A 20,364-nucleotide genomic window follows, 5' to 3' on the forward strand; every position below is an offset into this window, starting at 1 on the left:
CCCGGGCGCTCCGCTGCCTCCACACCGGAGCGCCCCTCCCCTTCGATTGGATACCCGTCTGGCCTGGGACCTGTTGCGGGTTAGGCCAATTGTTCGCTTGGATATCCCAGGTCAGGCGCGTATCCAATTGCCGAAAGTTCCCGGTCGCGAGCGCGGCCGTCTTGATCGGAGTATCCATGTACCAGCGTATCGTCATCTACACGCGCCTGTTCCGCGAGCGTTGGTCCAACAATTGCATCCCTTCTTCTCCTTGGGATGGCACCTGCACCGGTGACGCGGCCTGTAACCCTACCTTGGGCTGCGCCTTCGGTGCAGATGCCATCTTTTTTGCTGTAGGGGGAGCGTGCCATGGCAGGTAAAAAGTTCTCCCTGTTCGAGGTCATCCTCTCGGTTATCTGCGTCGTATTTACCATCGAGGCGGCCGCTCCGGCATCTGCCATGGGCAACGTGCAGTTCTTCTGGTGGATCTTCCTCATCATTACGTTTTTGCTTCCCTATGGTCTGGTGGTGGCCGAGCTCGGTACGGCGTTCGATTCCGAGGGCGGCCTGTACGATTGGGTTCGCCTGGGCTTGGGCGACCGTTGGGGTGCCTGCTGCTCCTGGTGCTACTGGGTCAACTTTCCACTGTGGGTTGCAAGTATCGCCTGTATGTTCCCCAGTGTCATCAATGCGGTATGGGGCATCGAATTTTCGCTTGGGGCCCGAATTGCCATCGAGCTTGCCTTTGTGTGGGGCGTCACGGTCATGGCGATGCACCCGGTGGCCGAGGCCGATTGGGTCATGGACGGCGGTGCCGTCATCAAGGTGCTCATTACCGCCGTGGTGGGAATCGTCGGCATCTGGTTTGCCTGCAATAACGGCTTTGCCAACGACATGTCGTTTAAGACCTTCATTCCAGATTTGGGCGACACCAATTCGTTGACGTACCTATCGATCATCCTGTTCAACTTTATGGGCTTCGAAGTGGTCGCGACCTTTGCCAGCACGATGAAAAACCCGTCGCGTGATATCCCCAAGGCGGTTATCGCCGGTGGCGTTGCCATTGCGGCAATCTACATTATCTGCGGCATCGGCATTGGAGCCGCGGTTCCCACCGAGCGGCTTTCGCTCGATTCGGGCATTGTGGACGCGGTCGCCGCCATGTTGGGGCGCAGCCATCCGCTGACGATGGTCGTGGGCGCGGCCTTTTTGGTGACGCTGTTCGCCAACATGATCTGCTGGAGCTTTGGCGTCAACAACGTGGCGAGCTATGCCGCGCGTCACGGCAATATGCCGCGTCCCTTTGCGCTGGTGTCCAAGAGGACCGGCATGCCCAATGGCTCGGCACTCATTAACGGTTGTTTCGCCAGCCTGGTGCTGCTGCTTCAGATTCCGCTGGGCGAGGGCTCCGACGTCTTTTGGGTTTTCTTCTCGATGAACGTCGTCTTCCTGCTTATGAGCTATATTCCGATGTTCCCGGCGTTTTGGCGCCTGCGCAAATACGACGATCGCCCGCGCGTGTTCCGCGCGCCCTTCGAGGGCAAGGTGCTCGCGGTGGCACTTGCGATTCCCGTGGTGGAGCTTGTGCTTTCGATTGTCGCCACGATTGTGCCGCTCAACAGCTCACCCGCCGAGATGACAAAGTTGCCGATTCTCGTGGGCGTGATAATCGGTGTGTTGTTGGGCGAGGTTTCGCGCCTCATATCGCGCCGCGGCCGCAGCGTCGATAATCCCGGCGTTGGTGCAAGGGGGACAGGTTTCTTTGCACCAAAACAGTAACGCCGCGAGCTGCGCGGCGCTTGCTGCATCTTGGATTACCGCTCGCGGTGCTCGGGGTCAGAAGCGAGTTTAGGCGCAAAGTAGGGGATGTGGCCCAGGTAAGGGCAGCTGTCCGTACGTTCGTCGACAACACAGGGGATATCGTCGTAGGTGAGTGAGTCGCTCAGGCGGGCGATGGCCTTGGCGGCAGGAGCGACGAGCATCTTGAGCGGTGCGATAGGCGCCATGGCATCTCCTTTTCTTCATGCGACCCGTGTTCTGGCGCGAATGTATACGTCGCCAGTCTAGCATCCCGTCGCGGAGAGTTCAAAACCAACACAAATGCGACGGCTATTTCTGCGCTATCTTCAACGTCTCAATCTGTAACGTCTAGCTTAATAAATCGCCTCTACTTGTTACAGATTGAGATAAACCGCCGGAGCGGGCCGTTTCCTTTCTGAACCACCACATAAGTGCCTGTTCCTTCCGTAGAGGTTTGGGTGTCGTATCGGCGTTTACCCAGATAAAATCTACCAAAATGACCCCGTCTACACTTTGAGCCAGAGCCGACACTAATTCAAATGGCGAAATCAAAGGGCGTTCTCCGTATGGAGGGCGCCTTTTTATCGCAGGATGTTTTGCGCGGCAGTCATAAGGCCCAGTCGGTTGCTGACGCCGAGCTTGCGATAGATGGCGTTGACGTGCTTCTTTACGGTCGACTCGCTTATGAATAGCTCGTTTGCCATCTGTTTGTTCGTTTTGCCGTCGAGCATGAGCCGCATGACTTCGGCTTCGCGCGGTTGGATATTATGTTCTGCAATGAAAGCATTCAGCTGGTTTGTGTCTTCGGTCTGGGTGAGTTTAATGCCCCGAGGATAGAGGTTGGCGAGCGCGAGGCTCGCGTGCCGAGCGATTTCGAGCAGGATTGCGAGCTCGGTGTCGGTGAAATCTCCAGCCGTGCGTTCGCGAAACAGGGCGATGCTTCCTAGCGGGCTGTCGTTGTGCGCGAGCGTGGCCGTACAGCCAAAGTAGACGCCCTGCGGTTCCATCCATTTGCGATAGATGGGCGTGGCATCGCGTCGCTCGACGTCGACGAGGTCGAGGTCGCGGTAAACGCCGACCTTATGTAGGTCAAAGCTCCATGTTGTATAGTCCATCGCGGCGTAGCGGTTGTAGTAGTCGCTCAGTGCGCGGTCGTCCATTCCGCTGCTTGCGGGGTGGACGTAGCGTGGGGCATCACTGCCCGCCGCCTCGATCAGGTCGAACATGGCGATCCGATGGGGCACGAGCCCTGTCGTTCCCTCGAGGGTCTCCTTTTGCAGCTTATCAATACCGTGTGATGCGTGGATTGCAAGCGCGAGCTCGTTGAGAGCAGTCCAGGTCGTACCGTCCAACTCAATAGTCTGCTGTTTATTGCATGGGGGCATAGGGCGTCCTTTCCATTGTGGAACCCAGTATGTCATGTTCTCGGCCTGAATAGAACTTTAGGTCAGCGAATGGTATACCGTCGGTCGCTGAAAGGGGCTCGAGGGACCATTGAGGACATCTCGGTGCGGCCGCATCATGGTCTCGTCAAGCAAAAGCACCGAGATTTAGGAGCTTGAAATGAAGACAATCTACGAGAGTGAATCCACGCCTAAGAAGGACGGGTTCTATATGCCCGGTGAGTATGAGGAGCAGGAGCGCACCTGGATTCTATGGCCGCACCGCTCCGACGTGTGGCGCTGCGGCGCCAAGCCGGCGCAGAAGGTCTTCACCGAGATCATCAAGACCGTTGCACGCTTTCAGCCCATCACTGTGGGCGTCAACACCGAAGACTTCCCCGCGGTGTGTGAGATCTTCGACGGCGTTGAGAACGTGCGCGTTATCCACATGGAGTACAACGACAGCTGGATTCGCGACCCCGGCCCGGCATTCCTCGTTAATGACAATGGTGAGGTGGCCCTTTCGCACTTCCATTTTAATGCTTACGGCGGTTTCATTGACGGCCTGTATTTCCCGTGGGACAAGGACGCTTCCATTGGCCTGCAGGTGGCACAGCTTGAGCAGGTTAACCGTTATCGTCCCGAGGATTACATCCTCGAGGGCGGCTCGTTCAACTGTGATGGTCAAGGCACCGTCGTGACCACCGAGATGTGTCTGCTCAACGAGGACCGCAACCCGCAGTACACCAAGGAGCAGATTGAGGAGAAGCTCTCTGAGTATCTCGGTATCGAGAAGGTTATCTGGATCAAGGACGGAATCGATCCGTACGAAACGAACGGCCATGTGGACGACGTCGCATGCTTTAGTGCGCCCGGCGAAGTCTGCTGCATGTGGACCGACGATCCCAACCACAAGTTCTACAAGGAGTGCCAGGAGGCGTACAAGACGCTCTCCGAGGCCACGGATGCCAAGGGTCGCAAGCTCAAGATCCACAAGGTGATCATGCCTGCGACATCGGTATATATGACCGAAGAAGAGGCCAGCACGATCGATCCCGTCGAAGGCGTGCTGCCGCGTACTCCCGAGGACGCTTTCGAACCGAGCTATCTCAATTTCCTGCCCATCAACGGTGCGGTGCTTGTACCGCAGTTCGGCGATCCCAATGACGCCCAGGCGCTCAAAGATATCCAAGCTGCTTATCCGGACCGCGAAGTCATCGGTATCATGACCCGTGAAGTTATCTACGGCGGCGGCAACATCCACTGCATCACCCAGCAGCAGCCTAAGGCGCGCTGTAAATAGCAGTTCCATGGTGAACAGCGCTTGATTGTCCGCACGCGAAAGTCCGCCGACTTCAATGGTCGGCGGACTTTTTGTGTGGTGGTTTCAGCTGAACGGCGGGCCGTGCGGCTTGGATGTGCGGGCTAATCCTGCGTGTCGCCTCCGTACATGTAGACGATAAAGCCGTCGCCGGTGTCCTGGCTGTGATCTTCTAGGATGCGCTTCATGTTGAGGTGCTCGTAGAACTGCCAGTCGGCGTTGCAGTCGCTCATCAGGAAGAACTTGGTGCAGCCTGCCTTGGCGAGCTCAGCGCGCGCAAGGTCGATGAGCTCGCGGCCGAGTCCCTTGCCCTGCCAGTCGGGCGCAATGATGATCAGGTTGAGCTGGCCCTGGGCATACTCGTTGCCCGTGGCGGCAAAGCGGTCGGCCGTGGCCTTTTCACGACTGTCGCCAAAGAGCGAGCCCTCGAGCTTGGCATCGGCGGTCTTTGCCATCTCGGTTGCCTGGATAAACAGCTCGTCGTAACAGGTCTCCCAGGTGGGATTGGTGCGCGCCTTGCCGTCCTCGAAGATGCCGATGCAGCAGGCGGCGATAATGCGGCCCTCGGCCTCGGCGACGAGTGCGATGGGGGAACGCTGCAGCTGCATGGCGATGTTAAAGCGTGCGCAGAAATCGGCGGCTTCGACGTCGCCGCGGTTGCGCAGCGTGTTGCACCACAGCTGGTTGTAGATGGCGGCGATGCCGGTCAGGTCATCAAGCGTGGCGGCGCGCAGGGCTACGTTCTCAAGGCTCATGGAGACTCCTTCCAAGTTGGGTCAGGCCATCTATGAGTTTGACATGGACGCAGGACGGCCGCATCGACCATTCGGCAGACGAGCCTCGATTCCTCGGGGACGGAGGGTTCCAAGAGAGAATGAGAGCGGATTATCGGACGCCCGCTCGACGAGAGTGGATAATCTCCCACTTTTAGCGCTGATATAGGCCAAAAACGGGAGATTATCCACTCTCATTCTGGGTAGTCGTTGGGGACGTTCTTAAACGACTAGTCAAACAAGAACGTCCCCAACGACTACCATCGCCGAGACCGTGGCCGGCCTCTCCGGCACCCGCATCACTGGCTAGTTTCGCCCATGCGCTGGGGTGGGGGATATGCGTCTTCCACCCTTCCTTTCTTTGGCTGGATTTTGCGCTGAAGACAGCGATCTGCATGTCTTTGGCGTAAAGTTTATCCTTAGCACATATCAATAAGCGAAAGGCCCGGTAGTGAGTACGTTCTACTTCTTCTACGGAATCACATTCGTCTTGGTTTGCATGGTGGCGGTGTGCGTATCGGTATGCGCATACCTCGTCTCACATCGAACAAGCTACTTGACGGTCTCGGCCTTCTTTTTCTTCGACATGCTCGAAAGCGCCCTCGTATTCCTCGATGAGTATCAGGGCAGTAAGATGATGGCAGATATCCTCAGCAGCCAATTTCCCATGACTCACCCCATAACGAAACTCGTCCTATCGATTGGAATCATGGCGAGCATGTGGGCATTTGCATTGGCGATCGTAAACAAGACGAGCCGGCTTCACATGCTCGTGCCCTGCATCGTCTTTTCTGCTTTCGAGGCCATGTCGCTTGTTTTGCAGCCCGATTCAATCAAACAACTCGCATTTTATGCGTTGCGCTCCTTGTTCATGTTCGTGGCGTTTGGCATGATTTTCGTCTGCTACCGCAAAAGCAAGCCGTTGGCGCGAAAGAGCTTCTATGCACGCTACGGCAGGTTTCTTATTGTGATGGCTGTGTTGACGGTGTTTGTTCTGATTGAGGATGTACGCGTTCTCGGGCTGAATATTGGGCGGATCGAAGTCATTGATTACCTGTATTTTGCCTACGGCAGAAACATCCCAGAGAACATCATGAGCGTGGTGGCCGCGATATATACCGTTCGTGCGGCGTCGCGGATCTTGTCGTTGCGCTTTTCTGCTCCGCCCACAACGTCTGGCACCTCTGCCAAGCAGATTGCGGAGGTCCGCTTCTCGGCATTCTGCGACCAGCACGATATCTCCGCGCGTGAACGCGAAGTGCTCGACCTTCTGCTCGATGGCCAGGATAACCGCGCCATAGCGAATGAATTGTTTATCTCTGTCGGCACGGTCAAATCGCATGTTCACACGATATTCCGTAAATGCGGTGTCTCATCGCGGTCCGAGCTTCTTCAGAGCTTTTGGGCAGGTTAAAGGCAGGGTTATAGGGGATATAAGCCTCCGCTTACGGCAATAACCCCGTTTGTGCAGACAAGTTTATACCCGGGGGTGCTATTCAGGTGATAGCAAGCGTCGCGAAAGCGCGGCGATGTCAACTGAAAGGTGGGTTATATGAAGACCTCTATCCCCCCCGTTTCCCGTAGAAGCTTTCTCGGCCTGAGCACGTTGGGCGCCGCGGCTGTTGCGGTGGGTGCCGCCGGTTGCGCCAACAATTCTTCAAATGCCGGAAGCACCGGCAGCGCGAGTTCCGATAAGGCATCCATCGTCTTTCGTAACGGCACGATTCAGACGATGGTCAAAGAGGGCGACACCGCGGCCGCCCTGGCTGTCTCGGGCAACAAGATCGTATATGTAGGCGAAGACTCCGGTGTTGACGAGTACATCGATGACAACACGCGCGTCATCGATCTTGATGGCGGTATGGTGATCCCCGGCTTTATGGACGGCCATATCCACGCTCCGGGCAACTGGGTGACCGCGCTGTACGAAATCGATCTTACCAAGGCTACCACGATCGATGAGTATAAGAAGGCGGTCAGTGATTTTGTAACCAAGCATCCCGATGATGAGGCTTACGTTGGCGGCTCGTTCATGATCAACGCCTTCGAGCAAGAGGATGGCACCAATCCCGGCCCCAACAAGTCCATCCTCGATGAGATCTGCTCCGATAAGCCCATCATGCTGACCGATGTTTCCTATCATTCGGTGTGGGTCAACAGCCGTGCGCTCGAGCTTGCGGGCATCGATAACGATACCCCCAACCCCACGGGCGGCATCATCACCCGCGATGCAAACGGCGAGGCGACTGGCTACTTGATCGATTCTGCTGCAGGTATGGTGAGGGAGGTTGTCTCCGTCGAGCATACGGACAAGGAGCTTGAGAACGCTATCGACAAGTACCAGCAGGTGGCTACGAAATACGGCATCACCGGCATTACCAACATAAGCGTCGTGGGAGATTCTACGGCACAGGATTGCCAGTTCTATACTGACCTTGAGAAAGATGGCAAGCTTAACCTGCGCATGCGAGTACTTCCTACCATTAGGCCCGGCATTACGGCTGAAGAGGCCATTAAAACCGTGAAGGACCTCAAGAAGTTCGATAGCAACATGATCTCTACCGGTACGGTTAAGATCTACTCCGATGGCGTTACCGAGGGCGGCAGCGCCGTGATGCTCGAGCCATATACCTCCGCCGCCGGTAAGGGCGATAACTGGCACGGCGAGTCCGTCTGGGATCAGCAGGAGTTCAGCGACATGGTGGCCGCCCTCGACAAAGAGGGTGTTCAGATTCATGTTCACGCGATCGGAGATGGCGCCGTCCACAATACACTCGATGCCTACGAGCGCTGCGTCAAGGAGAACGGTGAGCGCGATGATCGCCGCAACACCATGACGCATGTGTGTGCAATCACCGACGAGGACATTCAGCGCGTCGTCGATCTCGACATCGTGTGCGCGTTGCAGTTCCTGTGGATGTATCACGATCCTTTGTGCGACCTCGAGATCGCCTTTGTGGGCGAGGATCGCGCCATGAAGTTCTACCCCGTCAAGAATATGCTCGAGGCCGGCTGCTTTATCTCCGGTGCGAGCGATGGCCCGGTCACCGGCTATGCGCCGCTCGAGGAGATCGAGGTGGCCGTTACGCGCAACAGCCCGTATCCCGAGGAGGAGGACACCGATATGTACCGTTGGCCCGAGCAGGCCATCACGGCATATCAGGCGCTCGAGGCATACACCAAAAACGTTGCCTTCGAGAACTACATGGAGGATAAAATCGGTACGCTCGAGGTGGGCAAGCTCGCCGACATCACGGTGCTCGACCAAGACATTCTTCATTGCGATCCCAAGAAGATCTCCGATACCAAGATTCTGTTCACTGTCTCCGATGGCCGTATCGTATACGAGGGATAATCGGTCGAACGAGGTAAAGAGCGGGCGATCTGCTCGGTAGAACGCTAGGGCGCCAGCCGTCGTCGCGATTTAGTGCAGGCCGCCGCGGATGCGTGAGCGTCCGCGGCGGCGCTTTTTTGCGGTGGTCATGGGGGACGTTCTTAAACGACTAGTCAAACAAGAGCGTCCCCAACGACTACCCCAAGGAATGTCCCAGACTGCCGGCAGAAAAGGAACGTCCCTAACTGTCGCGTCCGGAGCAAGACGGCGCCGCAGGTAGAGGACGGACAGCGAGCGGGCCGCATTTGAGACAAGGTGACGTGAAACGAAAGGGCGCTGACCTTCTGGTCGCGCCCTTGAAGTTGAGCGTCAGATTGTACAGGTGCGGCCCGCGCAGCGTCGAGTAGTTACGCGGTTTAGTAAAACCGCGTAACTAAACCCGCTCTGCGATCTCGTGGATGAGGTAGTCGGTCTTTTCCCAGCCCAGGCACGGGTCGGTGATGGACTTGCCAAAGACGCCGCCGTCGACAGACTGGTTACCGTCCTCCAGGTAGGATTCGATCATAAAGCCCTTGACCAGCTTGGAGATGGACTCGTTGCGGCGGCAGCTGTCGAGCACCTCCTTGCAGATGCGGTGCTGCTCCAGCGGGCGCTTGCCCGAGTTGTCGTGGTTGCAGTCGATGACCGCCGCCGGGTTGGCGTAGCCGGCATGCTCGGTATAGCGCTCAGCCAGACGCTCCAGATGCTCGTAGTGGTAATTGGGGTAGGTACGACCGTCGAGACCAATGTAGCCACGCATGACGGCGTGCGCGAGCGGATTGCCGTCGCACTCGACCTCCCAGTTGCGGAAGATGAAGCTTTGATGTGCCTGGGCGGCGTAGATGGAGTTGAGCATAACGGTGGTGGAACCGGCGGTGGGGTTCTTCATGCCCACAGGCACCGAAATGCCGCTCGACACCAGACGATGCTCCTGGTTCTCGACCGAGCGCGCGCCCACGGCGACGTAGCTCAGCAGGTCGACGAGGTACTGGTAGTTGGACGGGTAGAGCATCTCATCGGCGGTAAAGAAACCGGTCTCCTCGATGACGCGCAGGTGCATATGGCGGATGGCCTTGACGCCCTCGAGCAGGTCGTCGGGAGCCTCGGGGTCGGGGTTGTGCAGCAGGCCCTTGTAGCCGGTGCCCTTGGTGCGCGGCTTGTTGGTATAGACGCGCGGAATGATGATGAGTTTGTCCTTGACCTCTTCGGCGACCTTGGCCAGTCGGCTCATGTACTCAAGCACCGAGTCCTCGCGGTCGGCAGAGCACGGGCCGATGATGAGCACCTTGCGCGCGTCCTCGCCGGTAAAGACCTTGGCGACCTCGGCGTCGAATGCCTGTTTTTTGGCGGTAAGATCGGCGGAAAGCGGCATTTCCTCGCGGATTTCCATGGGGATCGGCAACCTGCGCTTGAATTCCATGGCCATACGGGGCCTCCTCAATCAAATAAGACAAAGTGTGCATTGTCGAATGCTCGGCATTATCCGCTGTCGCACGCTAAAGTGCAAGCCCTCGTTACCCCAAAACCTGCCAAAAAGGGACAGGTTTATTTTGGCAGGTTTTATCTGGTCAAACGTCAACTGACCCTGGAATGGAATGATGTCACGTGGCTTGGAAGAGGCCGTCGATTTGGTCCCAGGGGAGGCGGTTTGAGGGTCGCAGAACAAAAAACGGGAGCGCAGGTTGTCCTGCGCCCCCGTTCTCGGGTGTTATTCGTTCCCTGCGGCAGAATTTACGCCGCTTCGTCGAACTGCGAGTTGTACAGGTCGGCGTAGAAGCCGCCTTGAGCGAGCAGCTCGTCGTGCGTGCCCTTCTCGACGATGTCGCCGTCGCGAATTACCAAGATCACGTCGGCGTTGCGGATCGTGGACAGGCGGTGTGCGATAACAAAGCTGGTACGGCCCTGCATCAGCGCATCCGTGGCGCGCTGAATAAGCTCCTCGGTGCGGGTATCGACGTTGGATGTCGCCTCGTCCAAAATCAGCGCCGGGCGGTCGGTCAAAATGGCGCGGGCAATGGTCACGAGCTGGCGTTGGCCCTGCGAAAGGTTGGTGCCTTCCTCGTTGATCATAAAGTTGTAACCGCCGGCGAGCGTATGGATAAAGTGGTCGCAGCGTGCAGCGCGTGCAGCGGCCTCGACCTCGGCATCGCTTGCATCGGGGCGTCCGTAGCGGATGTTCTCGCGGATGGTGCCGTTAAACAGCCACGTATCCTGCAGCACCATGGCAAACTCGCCGCGCAGTGCCGCGCGGTCCCAATCGCGTACGTCGACGCCATCGACGCGCAGCGAGCCGCCGTCCACGTCGTAGAAGCGCTGTAGCAGCTTAATGAGCGTGGTCTTGCCGGCGCCGGTGGGACCGACGATGGCGATGGTCTGGCCGGGCTGTGCCTCGCAGCTAAAGTTGTGGATGATGGTCTTGTCGGGCGTGTAGCCAAACTTGACGTGGTCAAACTCCACATGGCCAGGGCGCTTTTCGGGAATCTGCGCGTCGGCCTTCTGCTCCTCCTCGGGCGCGGCCAGGAACTCAAAGACGCGCTCGGTGGCAGCGGCCATAGACTGCATCGTGTTGCTCACGTTGCCCAGCTGCTGCACGGGTTGCGTAAAGTTGCGAACGTACTGGATAAAGCTCTGGATGTCGCCGGGCGTGGCATTGCCGGTCAGCGCGAGCTGTGCGCCCACCACGACGACGCCCACGTAGCCCATGTTGCCCACCAAGCTCATAAGCGGCATCATCAGGCCCGACAGGAACTGCGAGCGCCAGCCACTAATAAAGAGGCGGTCGTTTTGACGGTCGAACTCTTCGATTGAGGCCTCGGCGCGGTCGAACACCTGAATGACGTTCTGGCCGGCAAAGTCCTCCTCGATAATGCCGTTGACGGTGCCCAGGACCTGCTGCTGCTCGCGGAAGTACGGCTGCGAGAAATGAATCATCACGGTCAGGATAATCGCGGCGGCCGGCAGTGTGAGCACGGTGACGCCGGTAAGCGGCAGGCTGATCGACAGCATCATGACGAGCACGCCGATAATCTGCGTCACCGACGTGATGAGCTGCGTCACGCTCTGGTTGAGCGACTGACCCAGCGTATCGACGTCGTTGGTGATGCGGCTGAGCACGTCGCCCTTGCTGTGTCCGTTAAAGTAGCTCATCGGCACGACGGCAATCTTGGCGGCGATTTCCTTGCGCATGCGGTAGCAAATCTTTTGCGTGACGCCGGTCATGAGCCAGCCCTGGATGAGGCTGCAAACAGAGCTTGCCAGATACAGGCAGAGCAAAAAGCCGAGCGTCTTGGCGATCCAGGCAAAGTCGACATCGCCGGTACCGTTGACCTTGGCGACCAGGCCTTCGAACAGCTTGGTCGTAACCTGGCCGAGCACCTTGGGTCCCACAATGTTAAAGACGACCGAGCACACGGCAAAGGCGACGGCGGCAAGCACGGCAACCTTGTGTTGACCGATATAGCCGAGCAACTGCCGCATGGCGCCCTTAAAGTCCTTGGCCTTCTCGCCGCGGCCCATGCCACCCATGCGGCCCATGGGACCGCGCCGGCGGGTGGGCTTGGGAATCTGAGTCTTGGTCTCGTCTGCCATTAGTGCTCGCCTCCCTCCATAACGGCTGCAATTTCTTCTTGAGTGAGCCCCAGCTCCTCGGCGGAAAGCTGCGACTGTGCGATCTCCAGGTACGCCGGGCAGCTGTGCAGCAGCTCCTCGTGCGTACCAGTGCCCACCACGTGACCGTCGTCGAGCACGATGATCTGGTCGGCGTGCATGATGGTCGCGATGCGCTGGGCTACGACAACGAGCGCGGCGTCGGTAACGTTTTTGGCAAGCTCTTCGCGCAGGCGCGCGTCGGTCTTGTAGTCGAGGGCGCTAAACGAGTCATCGAACACCAGGACCTCGGGCTTTTTTGCCAACGCGCGGGCGATGGCCAGACGCTGGCGCTGACCGCCCGAGACATTGGAGCCGCCCTGGCTGATGGGGGAGTCGTAGCCGCCCTCGCGCTCGGCGATAAAGTCCTCGGCTTGGGCGATGCGCGCGGCCTCGTGCATGTTCTCGTCGCTTACCATGTCGCCGGCAAACTTAAGGTTGCTCTCCACGGTGCCCGAGAACAGACGCCCCTGCTGAGGGATGTAACCAATGCGGCGGCGAAGCTCGGAAAGGGTCATATCGCGCACGTCGATGCCGTCGAGCGAAATGCTGCCGCCCGTGACGTCGTATAAGCGCGGAATCAGCTGTACGAGCGTGGACTTGCCCGAGCCCGTGGAACCAATGATGCCGAGCATCTGACCGGCATGCGTGGTGAAGTTCACACCGCTCATGACGTCGGCGCGGGCATCGGGATACTGGAAGCTCACGTCGCGGAAGGTGAGCTCACCGCGCGGTGCGCTGGCGGCGGGCAGTTTGGGCGAGGCGGGGTCGTTGATGCTCGTGGGGCAGGTGATGACCTCTTCCACGCGCTCGGCTGCGACCTCGGCGCGGGGCAGGATGACCGAAACCATGGTGAGGATCATAAACGCCATGACGATCTGCATGGTATAGGAGATAAACGCCATCATGTTGCCGACCTGCATCACGCCATCGGACACGCCCTGCGCGCCAAACCAGACGATAAGCACGGTGATGCAGTTCATGACGAGCATCATGAGCGGCATCATAAAGCTCATGGCACGGTTGGTGTAGAGCTGCGTGGTCATTAGGTCGAGCGAAGCCTTGTCAAAACGCTCGAGCTCATGCTCCTCGCGGTTGAACGAGCGGATGGGCATAAGGCCGTCGAGCAGCTCGCGGGCGGTGAGGTTCACGCGGTCCACAAAGCTCTGCATCTTTTTGAACTTGGGCATGGTGAGGCCCATAAGCACGCCGACGACGGCCGAGACCGCGATGATGGCCACGGCGATGGTCCACTCCAGGCCGGTGTGGTTGGCCAGGACGCGCATGACGGCGACGATGCCCATGACGGGGGCCATCAGGCACATGCGGATAAACAGGGTTGCGGCCATCTGAATCTGCTGAATGTCGTTGGTGCAGCGGGTGATGAGCGAGGCCTGGCTAAACTTGCCCACCTCGGCCGGCGAGAAGTGCATAACCTTGTTGAAGGTCTCGCGGCGCAGGTCGCGTGCGATGGAACAGGCGGTGCGCGAGGCCACGGCGCCGGTCAGGATGGTGGCGATGAGCGAGATCAGGCACAGACCAAACATCGTGGTTGCCATGCGGCCCAGATAGGCGTTCTGCACGTCGGCGGGGTCGATGCCCTGCGCCTTGTACTCGTCTTGTACATAGCTCACGGCGCGTTGGGTCACGATGGAACCCGACATGGAGCCCATTTTGTCCGCCATATCGTTGGCGCCCTCGACGAGCTTGCCCTGGTCGATTAGGCCGCCTTCAACGCCTAGGCGCAGGCTCTTCATGGTGATCTTACCGCCGTCGGTATCAATCTGCTTTTGCATGTTCTGCGCCGCCGCGGCCTTCTGCTGCATCTCGGCGAGCTGCTCGGGCGTCATTGCCGCCATCTGCTCGGGGGTGGGCATGGCCTGGGCGGCGTTGTTGTTATTCTCGCTGGACGAACCCATCATGTCATCCATGGAGTTGGCGTCAATGCCCTGGTTGAACGAAAGGACGACGGTCTCGGGCAGGCTCACGATGTTGGCAATCTTGCCGCCGTCGGCGCGCTCTTCCTCGGTGCCCTTGTACGTTCGAATGCCGTTATTATCCGCCTTGCTAAACACGGCCTCCACAGCTTTGGCGTCCTTATCGCTCATAAAGAGTTCGAGGTCGTCGAGCGATTCGGTGCGAATGGTGTCAGGTACGGGCGAGGCGATACCGCCTTGCTGCACGCCCACGTCGACGATGTCGCTCATATACGTAGGCAGCGCCAGATCGGCGTTGCAGCTGATTACGATAAGTACGATAGCTGCGAACAGTGCCAGGACATGCTTTTTAAAGAGCTTGAGAATTCTCACTCGGCATCTCTCCTTTCTTGATTGCGGTCGATAATTTCGTTGGCACGCCTAAGAAGGCGCACCATCTCTTGGGTATCTGTTTCGCCGAGCTGCTCGAGGAAGGCCGCGGTGCGGTCCTCGAATTCCCGATGCTTGATTTCGAGATCATGGAATCCCTTGTCGGTCACCGTGACGTGTACGCGACGACGGTCGGTCTTTGAGTGCTCGCGCTCGACCCAGCCTTTGGCTTCGAGAGCGCGCAGGATATTGGCGATGCGGGCGCTCGAGACCCAGGCACGATCGGCGAGTTCGCTTGGCGTGAGCGAACCGCCTGCGAGCATGAGGGCGCGCATGACGGCCATCTCACCACTGAGGGCTTTGTCCGCAAAGCGCGAAATGCGCTGATGCATACTGCCGAACTCGGTAAGGAGCTGACGCCCAAGTTCACGGAAATCGGTATCTTTCACCGAAAACCCCTAACACTAGAAACTATTTTTGGTAGAAGATGATACCCCCATATGCGGGCCTCATGCAGTGGGCAATATTAAGAGCGCATAAAGACTTAAAATAATTCAATTGCTGAAGCGTTTCAAAGAACTATCATGCCCGCGGTTAGGCGAGGGGTTGTCACCACCATGACGACTGGGACTCATTTATCGCCATGTGCGATGCTCCAACTTCCCGCAAGGAGACATCTGAATCAAGGGGGTTGGAGTCATGGCATTTGACTTCACGGGTAAAACCGCGATCGTTACCGGTGGCACTCAGGGCATTGGCCTCGAGATTGCCAAGGGTATCGTTGCGGGCGGCGGACACGTCGCGCTCATCGCAAGGAACGCTGCTAAGGGCGAGGCGGCTGTGGCCGAGCTTGGCGAGGGCAACAAGTTCTATCAGCTCGATGTCGCCGATGCGCCCAAGGCGCGCGAGACCGTCGAGCAGATTTTTACGGACCTGCCGCAAACCAACATCCTGATCAACTGCGCCGGTGTCATCAGCACCAAGAAGTTTGACGAGATCGACGACACCGAGTGGCGTCGCACCATCGACATCAACCTCAACGGCACCTTTACCATGATGAATGCCGTGTACCCGCACTTTAAGGCGGCACATGCCGGCACTATCGTCAACGTGAGCTCCGTTGCTGGCAAGATCGGCGGCGGCCTGCTCGGCACCGCGGCCTACGCGAGCTCCAAGGCCGGTGTCAACGGCCTTACCAAGGCGGTCGCCAAGGAGGGCGGTAAGTTCGGCATCCGCTGCAACGCTGTGTGCCCGTCGCTCACGCTTACCGACATGACGTCGATCCTTTCTGACGAGAACTCTCAGCGCATCATCAACGGTATTCCTCTGGGCCGCGCCGCCCAGGCCAGCGAGCCTGCGCAGATGGTGCTGTTCTTCGCTTCCGACCTCGCCAGCTTCGTGAACGGCGAGATCGGTGACTGCGACGGCGGCATCGTCCTGGACGGGTAATACCCCGCGGTAATCGTTTGGCGGCGACCCTGGCGAATCGGGGTTGTCGCCTTCTTTCTGACATAGGCGCGTGCGGCTACGATTCGCATGCATCCAAAGGAGATATATATGAGTGAATCGACTGCGGTGGAGGCGCCGGCTGCAAAGGAGCCGTTCTTTAAGATGTCCTCCATCCCGGGCGCCAATATTTTGGTGCCGCTTTTGCTGGGCTGCTTGCTCAACACGCTATTCCCCGACCTGTTCAAAACGCTCGGCAGCTTTACGCTTGGCATGACCCAGCTGGGTGCAAGCCCGCTCGTGGGCGCTTTTTTGCTCATCGTCGGTACGACGATTTCGTTTAAAAGTGCTCCTGCCGCCGCTGCACGCGGCGCCATCATCATCGCTGTCAAGCAGATCGTGGTCGTTGCCGTGTCGCTGCTCATCCTTTATGTATTCAACGACAACCTGTTTGGCATCTCTGCCATGGTGATGCTGGCGGCTTGCACCGGCGCCAACAACGCTATGTACGCTGGTCTGATGGGCACCATGGGCAACGAGGCCGAACGTGGCGCCGTCGCCATCACCACACTCGTTGTCGGCCCTCCGGTCACAATGATCGTGCTCGGCGCTGCTGGCCAGGCTCCGATCGGCTGGTCGCTCGTGGGCGCCATCCTGCCGATCGTCGTCGGCATTATTCTGGGTAACCTCTTCCCGAGCTTTAAGAAGATGATGGCTCCGGCACTTTCCGCCATCATCGTGCTCGTCTTCTTTGCCATGGGCTCGACCATGACCTTTGGCCAGCTCATCAACGGCGGTCTTCCCGGCATCCTGCTCGGCGTGATCTGCTCGGTGGTCTTTGCAATTCCCGTCATCGCGGTCGATAAGTTCACGGGCGGTACGGGTGTCGCAGGTGCGGCCATTTCGAGCTGCGCCGGAGCCAATGTGGCCACGCCTGCCGCCATGGCGAGTGTCAACGAGGCCATGTACGGTGGCGCCGTGCTCGCGACGGCTACGGCGCAGGTTGCAGCGTGCGCCATCGTGACGGCCATTTTGACCCCGCTGGTCACCAGCTGGTGCTACAAGCATTTTGAGGGCCAGGGTCACGGCGACAGCAAAAAGGCCGCGGCCGACAAGGTCGCCGCAGCCGCTTAATGCCAAGCGGCAATCAAAGCTAAATAACTAGCCACGCCACAGGGCGGCCCCGGGGGAAATCCCGTGGCCGCCCTGCAGTTTCTGTGGGTCTCTGGGACACTTTACCCTGCTAAAGCTGGCATAACAGCTAGAGTGAACGTCGTACAAAGGCAAGGAAAAATACCAAACAAATCGGTGAACGGTAGTTGTTCGCGCTCACATTTCCTGCGGATTTGTTAAAAACGCCCTAATGTTATAAAAAAAGAAACATATAACAGCCCTGATGAAGGGGGTAGCTATGTTATCCTTCTCAAACGGGTGAAATCTTGGGTTTTGGGTTGCAGTTCCAAGGTGGACAAACGTTTTTCCCTGTGCTAACGCGCGATGGAAGGCGAATGAAGCCGGTCATGCAACCCGAACATTCAAGAATTCAATAAGCAGCGGTGTGAGAGAGCGCCGCATTATACGTAACTAGGAGCGTGGTTACACAATGCAGGAGGCATGGGAAGGCTTCAAGGAAGGCATCTGGACGGGAGAGGTTGACGTCCGAGACTTCATCCAGAAGAACTACACCCCCTACGAGGGCGACGAATCGTTCCTCGCCGGTCCGACCGAGCGTACCAAGGAGCTGTGGGGCGAGGTCCTCGACCTGCTGCTCAAGGAGCGCGAGCAGGGCGGCGTCCTCGATATGGACACCAAGACTGTCACGGGTATCGTGAGCCACCCCGCTGGCTACATCGATAACGCCCACCGCGAGAAGGAGACCATTGTTGGCCTCCAGACTGACAAGCCGCTCAAGCGCGCTCTGCACGTCAACGGTGGTATTCGCATCGCTTGCCAGGCTGCCAGCCAGCACGGCTACAAGGTCGACGAGAACGTTGTCGAGCGCTACACCTTCGAGCGCAAGACCCACAACGCCGGCGTCTTCGATGTCTACACCCCCGAGATGCGTGCTTGCCGCTCGGCTCACATTATCACCGGTCTGCCCGATGGCTATGGCCGCGGCCGCATCATCGGCGACTACCGTCGTGTCGCCCTGTACGGCGTCGACTACCTGATCAAGGATAAGGAGGCCCAGAAGGCTTCCACCCCGACGGTCATGACCGCCGACAACATCCGCGATCGCGAGGAGCTGCAGGAGCAGATCCGCGCCCTCGGCGAGCTCAAGATGATGGCCGAGACCTATGGTTTCGATATTTCCAAACCTGCTACCAACACGCAGGAGGCCATCCAGTGGATGTACTTCGCCTACCTCGCTGCCGTCAAGGAGCAGAACGGCGCCGCTATGTCCATCGGCCGTACCTCTACGTTCATCGACATCTACGCTGAGCGCGACCTTGCCAACGGTACCTTTACCGAGGAGCAGATCCAGGAGTTCGTGGATCACTTCATCATGAAGCTCCGCATGGTCAAGTTTGCCCGTACCCCTGAGTACCAGGCCCTGTTTACCGGCGATCCGCAGTGGGTCACCGAGTCCATCGGCGGCATGGGTGTTGACGGCCGTACGCTCGTTACCAAGATGAGCTTCCGCTACCTGCACACGCTCGAGAACATGGGCACCAGCCCCGAGCCCAACATGACCGTTCTGTGGTCGACCCGTCTTCCCGAGAACTTCAAGAAGTTCTGCGCCAAGACTTCTGTCGCCAGCTCCTCGGTCCAGTACGAGAACGACGACCTCATGCGCGTTTACCACGGCGACGACTACGGCATCGCCTGCTGCGTGTCCTCCATGCGCATTGGCAAGGAGATGCAGTTCTTCGGCGCTCGTGCTAACCTGGCCAAGTGCCTGCTGTACGCACTCAACGGCGGTGTTGACGAGGTCTCCAAGAAGCAGGTCGGCCCCAAGTATCGCGCCGTCGAGGGCGACACGCTCGATTACGATGACGTTATGGCCAAGTACAACGACATGATGAAGTGGCTCGCTGGCGTGTACGTCAACTCGCTGAACATCATTCACTACATGCACGACAAGTATTGCTACGAGCGCATCCAGATGGCTCTGCACGACAAGCACGTGCACCGCTGGTTCGCTACGGGCATCGCTGGCCTTTCCGTCGTGGCTGACTCCCTGTCCGCCATCAAGTACGCCAAGGTCCACCCCGTCCGTGACGAGAACGGCATCATCGTCGACTTCGAGACCGAGGGCGAGTTCCCCAAGTACGGTAACGACGACGACCGCGTCGACCAGATCGCTCACGACGTTGTGCACCAGTTCATGGAGTACATCCGCATGAACGACACCTACCGCAACTCCGTGCCCACGACCTCGGTTCTGACCATTACCTCCAACGTCGTGTACGGTAAGAAGACCGGCTCCACGCCCGACGGCCGCAAGGCTGGCCAGCCGTTCGCCCCGGGTGCTAACCCCATGCACAAGCGCGATAGCCAGGGCGCCATCGCTTCGCTGTCTTCGGTTTCCAAGCTCCCGTTCCGCGATGCCCAGGACGGCATCTCCAACACCTTCTCCATCATCCCGGGCGCGCTCGGCAAGGAGGACCAAGTGTTCTTTGGTGATATCGACCTTGATCAGCTGGGCGAGTAACTATTGTTAGTGCTATACTAACAATAACGATTACTGATTAGTGCGCCGGTTTCGGCCGGCGCCTATCGATTGAAGGAGACACATTATGAAGGTTTCTGAAGTTTCCGAGACTCAGGCCGACAACCTGGTCCACATGCTCGACGCTTACGCCGAGAAGGGTGGCCACCACCTGAACATCAACGTCTTCAACCGTGAGACGCTGCTCGACGCTCAGGCTCACCCCGAGAAGTACCCGCAGCTGACCATCCGCGTTTCCGGCTATGCTGTGAACTTCCACACGCTCACCAAGGAGCAGCAGGACGAGGTCATTTCGCGTACCTTCCACAACAAGTTCTAAAGGGACTCAACTCCCACCGGAGACCCGGTAAGGCCTACGCACTTTGCCTCTCAAACGTCCTCGCCGCTTCGCGGCTGCGGAATGTTTGCGAGGCAAAGTGCTCCCGGCCTTGCCGGGTTTCCTGCGTTATCGCACTTTAGGGAACCACGCTAAATTAAATTGGTGTCCTCGGACATGCAAGAAGCCCTCGCTGCGCACTTCGTGCGGCGAGGGCTTCTTGCGTCCTGTAGAATGTTTTGGGAGGTAGCCCAAACAGCCCCGGCGGGGGTCCTGTGTAGTCACCCTTTAGGCGGAACTCTCCTAATGGGTTGAGCGTTCTGGATACTTACTTGCTACCGTTTATCGCG

At 58.4% G+C, this 20,364-nt stretch carries 16 protein-coding genes; 9 read left to right on the forward strand and 7 right to left on the reverse strand.

Translation table 11 applies throughout. From position 1 onward, the window contains the following. Positions 1–176: 176 nt before the first annotated feature. Together ACQRAJ_RS08400 and ACQRAJ_RS08405 are read left to right on the forward strand one after the other, a co-directional pair. Positions 177–359: a hypothetical protein gene (locus ACQRAJ_RS08400; protein WP_427748340.1), complete on the forward strand. Its 183-nt coding sequence runs from the start codon at positions 177–179 to the stop codon at positions 357–359. Then, positions 349–1,758, forward strand: coding sequence for an APC family permease (locus ACQRAJ_RS08405; protein WP_427748341.1), 1,410 nt, complete (start codon positions 349–351; stop codon positions 1,756–1,758). Before ACQRAJ_RS08400 ends, ACQRAJ_RS08405 begins: the two co-directional genes overlap by 11 nt. Before the next feature lie 35 nt (positions 1,759–1,793). Here ACQRAJ_RS08405 and ACQRAJ_RS08410 read toward each other — a convergent pair whose 3' ends face one another. After that, positions 1,794–1,985, reverse strand: a complete 192-nt coding sequence (locus ACQRAJ_RS08410) for a hypothetical protein (RefSeq protein WP_427748342.1) — start codon at positions 1,983–1,985, stop codon at positions 1,794–1,796. A 375-nt stretch (positions 1,986–2,360) separates the two neighbouring features. Next, on the reverse strand, positions 2,361–3,164 hold the full coding sequence (locus tag ACQRAJ_RS08415; protein ID WP_427748343.1) for a helix-turn-helix domain-containing protein: 804 nt from the start codon (positions 3,162–3,164) through the stop codon (positions 2,361–2,363). Positions 3,165–3,342: 178 nt separating this feature from the next. Here ACQRAJ_RS08415 and aguA point away from each other — a divergent pair, with 178 nt between their 5' ends. Next, the gene (gene aguA, locus ACQRAJ_RS08420) at positions 3,343–4,464 is read left to right on the forward strand and encodes an agmatine deiminase (RefSeq protein WP_154514946.1); all 1,122 of its coding nucleotides are present in this window, start codon (positions 3,343–3,345) and stop codon (positions 4,462–4,464) included. Positions 4,465–4,586: 122 nt separating this feature from the next. Here the strand turns inward: aguA and ACQRAJ_RS08425 are convergent, their stop codons facing one another. Next, positions 4,587–5,237, reverse strand: a complete 651-nt coding sequence (locus tag ACQRAJ_RS08425; RefSeq protein WP_427748344.1) for an N-acetyltransferase family protein — start codon at positions 5,235–5,237, stop codon at positions 4,587–4,589. Positions 5,238–5,706: 469 nt separating this feature from the next. On the opposite strand from ACQRAJ_RS08425, the gene ACQRAJ_RS08430 reads away from it, so the two are divergent. Both ACQRAJ_RS08430 and ACQRAJ_RS08435 read left to right on the forward strand, forming a co-directional pair. Continuing rightward, positions 5,707–6,669, forward strand: a complete 963-nt coding sequence (locus tag ACQRAJ_RS08430; RefSeq protein ID WP_427748345.1) for a LuxR C-terminal-related transcriptional regulator — start codon at positions 5,707–5,709, stop codon at positions 6,667–6,669. A 138-nt stretch (positions 6,670–6,807) separates the two neighbouring features. Further along, a complete protein-coding gene (locus ACQRAJ_RS08435; protein ID WP_427729271.1) occupies positions 6,808–8,610 on the forward strand; it encodes an amidohydrolase in 1,803 nt (600 codons plus the stop codon). Between the two features lie 412 nt (positions 8,611–9,022). Here the strand turns inward: ACQRAJ_RS08435 and ACQRAJ_RS08440 are convergent, their stop codons facing one another. From ACQRAJ_RS08440 to ACQRAJ_RS08455, 4 genes are all read right to left on the reverse strand, one after another. Continuing rightward, positions 9,023–10,054, reverse strand: a complete 1,032-nt coding sequence (locus ACQRAJ_RS08440) for a 3-deoxy-7-phosphoheptulonate synthase (RefSeq protein ID WP_427748347.1) — start codon at positions 10,052–10,054, stop codon at positions 9,023–9,025. Between the two features lie 305 nt (positions 10,055–10,359). Further along, positions 10,360–12,216, reverse strand: a complete 1,857-nt coding sequence (locus ACQRAJ_RS08445) for an ABC transporter ATP-binding protein (protein ID WP_427748349.1) — start codon at positions 12,214–12,216, stop codon at positions 10,360–10,362. Further along, positions 12,216–14,582, reverse strand: coding sequence for an ABC transporter ATP-binding protein (locus ACQRAJ_RS08450; RefSeq protein ID WP_427748350.1), 2,367 nt, complete (start codon positions 14,580–14,582; stop codon positions 12,216–12,218). The genes ACQRAJ_RS08445 and ACQRAJ_RS08450 overlap by 1 nt, the downstream gene beginning before the upstream one ends. Next, on the reverse strand, positions 14,579–15,028 hold the full coding sequence (locus tag ACQRAJ_RS08455; protein WP_154514934.1) for a MarR family winged helix-turn-helix transcriptional regulator: 450 nt from the start codon (positions 15,026–15,028) through the stop codon (positions 14,579–14,581). The genes ACQRAJ_RS08450 and ACQRAJ_RS08455 overlap by 4 nt, the downstream gene beginning before the upstream one ends. Positions 15,029–15,278: 250 nt before the next feature. On the opposite strand from ACQRAJ_RS08455, the gene ACQRAJ_RS08460 reads away from it, so the two are divergent. The 4 genes from ACQRAJ_RS08460 (at position 15,279) to grcA3 (ending at position 20,017) form a co-directional block, all read left to right on the forward strand. After that, positions 15,279–16,028 carry an SDR family NAD(P)-dependent oxidoreductase gene (locus tag ACQRAJ_RS08460; protein WP_427728112.1) on the forward strand — a complete coding sequence of 250 codons (750 nt, stop codon included), beginning with the start codon at positions 15,279–15,281 and terminating at the stop codon, positions 16,026–16,028. A 108-nt stretch (positions 16,029–16,136) separates the two neighbouring features. Beyond that, positions 16,137–17,159 (forward strand): 2-keto-3-deoxygluconate permease, encoded by a 1,023-nt coding sequence (locus ACQRAJ_RS08465; RefSeq protein WP_427748351.1) that lies wholly within the window; start codon positions 16,137–16,139, stop codon positions 17,157–17,159. A 469-nt stretch (positions 17,160–17,628) separates the two neighbouring features. Beyond that, a complete protein-coding gene (pflB, locus tag ACQRAJ_RS08470) occupies positions 17,629–19,680 on the forward strand; it encodes a formate C-acetyltransferase (protein ID WP_154514930.1) in 2,052 nt (683 codons plus the stop codon). Positions 19,681–19,765: 85 nt separating this feature from the next. Beyond that, the gene (gene grcA3, locus ACQRAJ_RS08475; protein WP_055252439.1) at positions 19,766–20,017 is read left to right on the forward strand and encodes an autonomous glycyl radical cofactor GrcA3; all 252 of its coding nucleotides are present in this window, start codon (positions 19,766–19,768) and stop codon (positions 20,015–20,017) included. Positions 20,018–20,364: the final 347 nt, after the last annotated feature.

It is taken from the genome of Collinsella sp. SGI.184 (assembly GCF_050313415.1).
Lineage (GTDB): Bacteria > Actinomycetota > Coriobacteriia > Coriobacteriales > Coriobacteriaceae > Collinsella.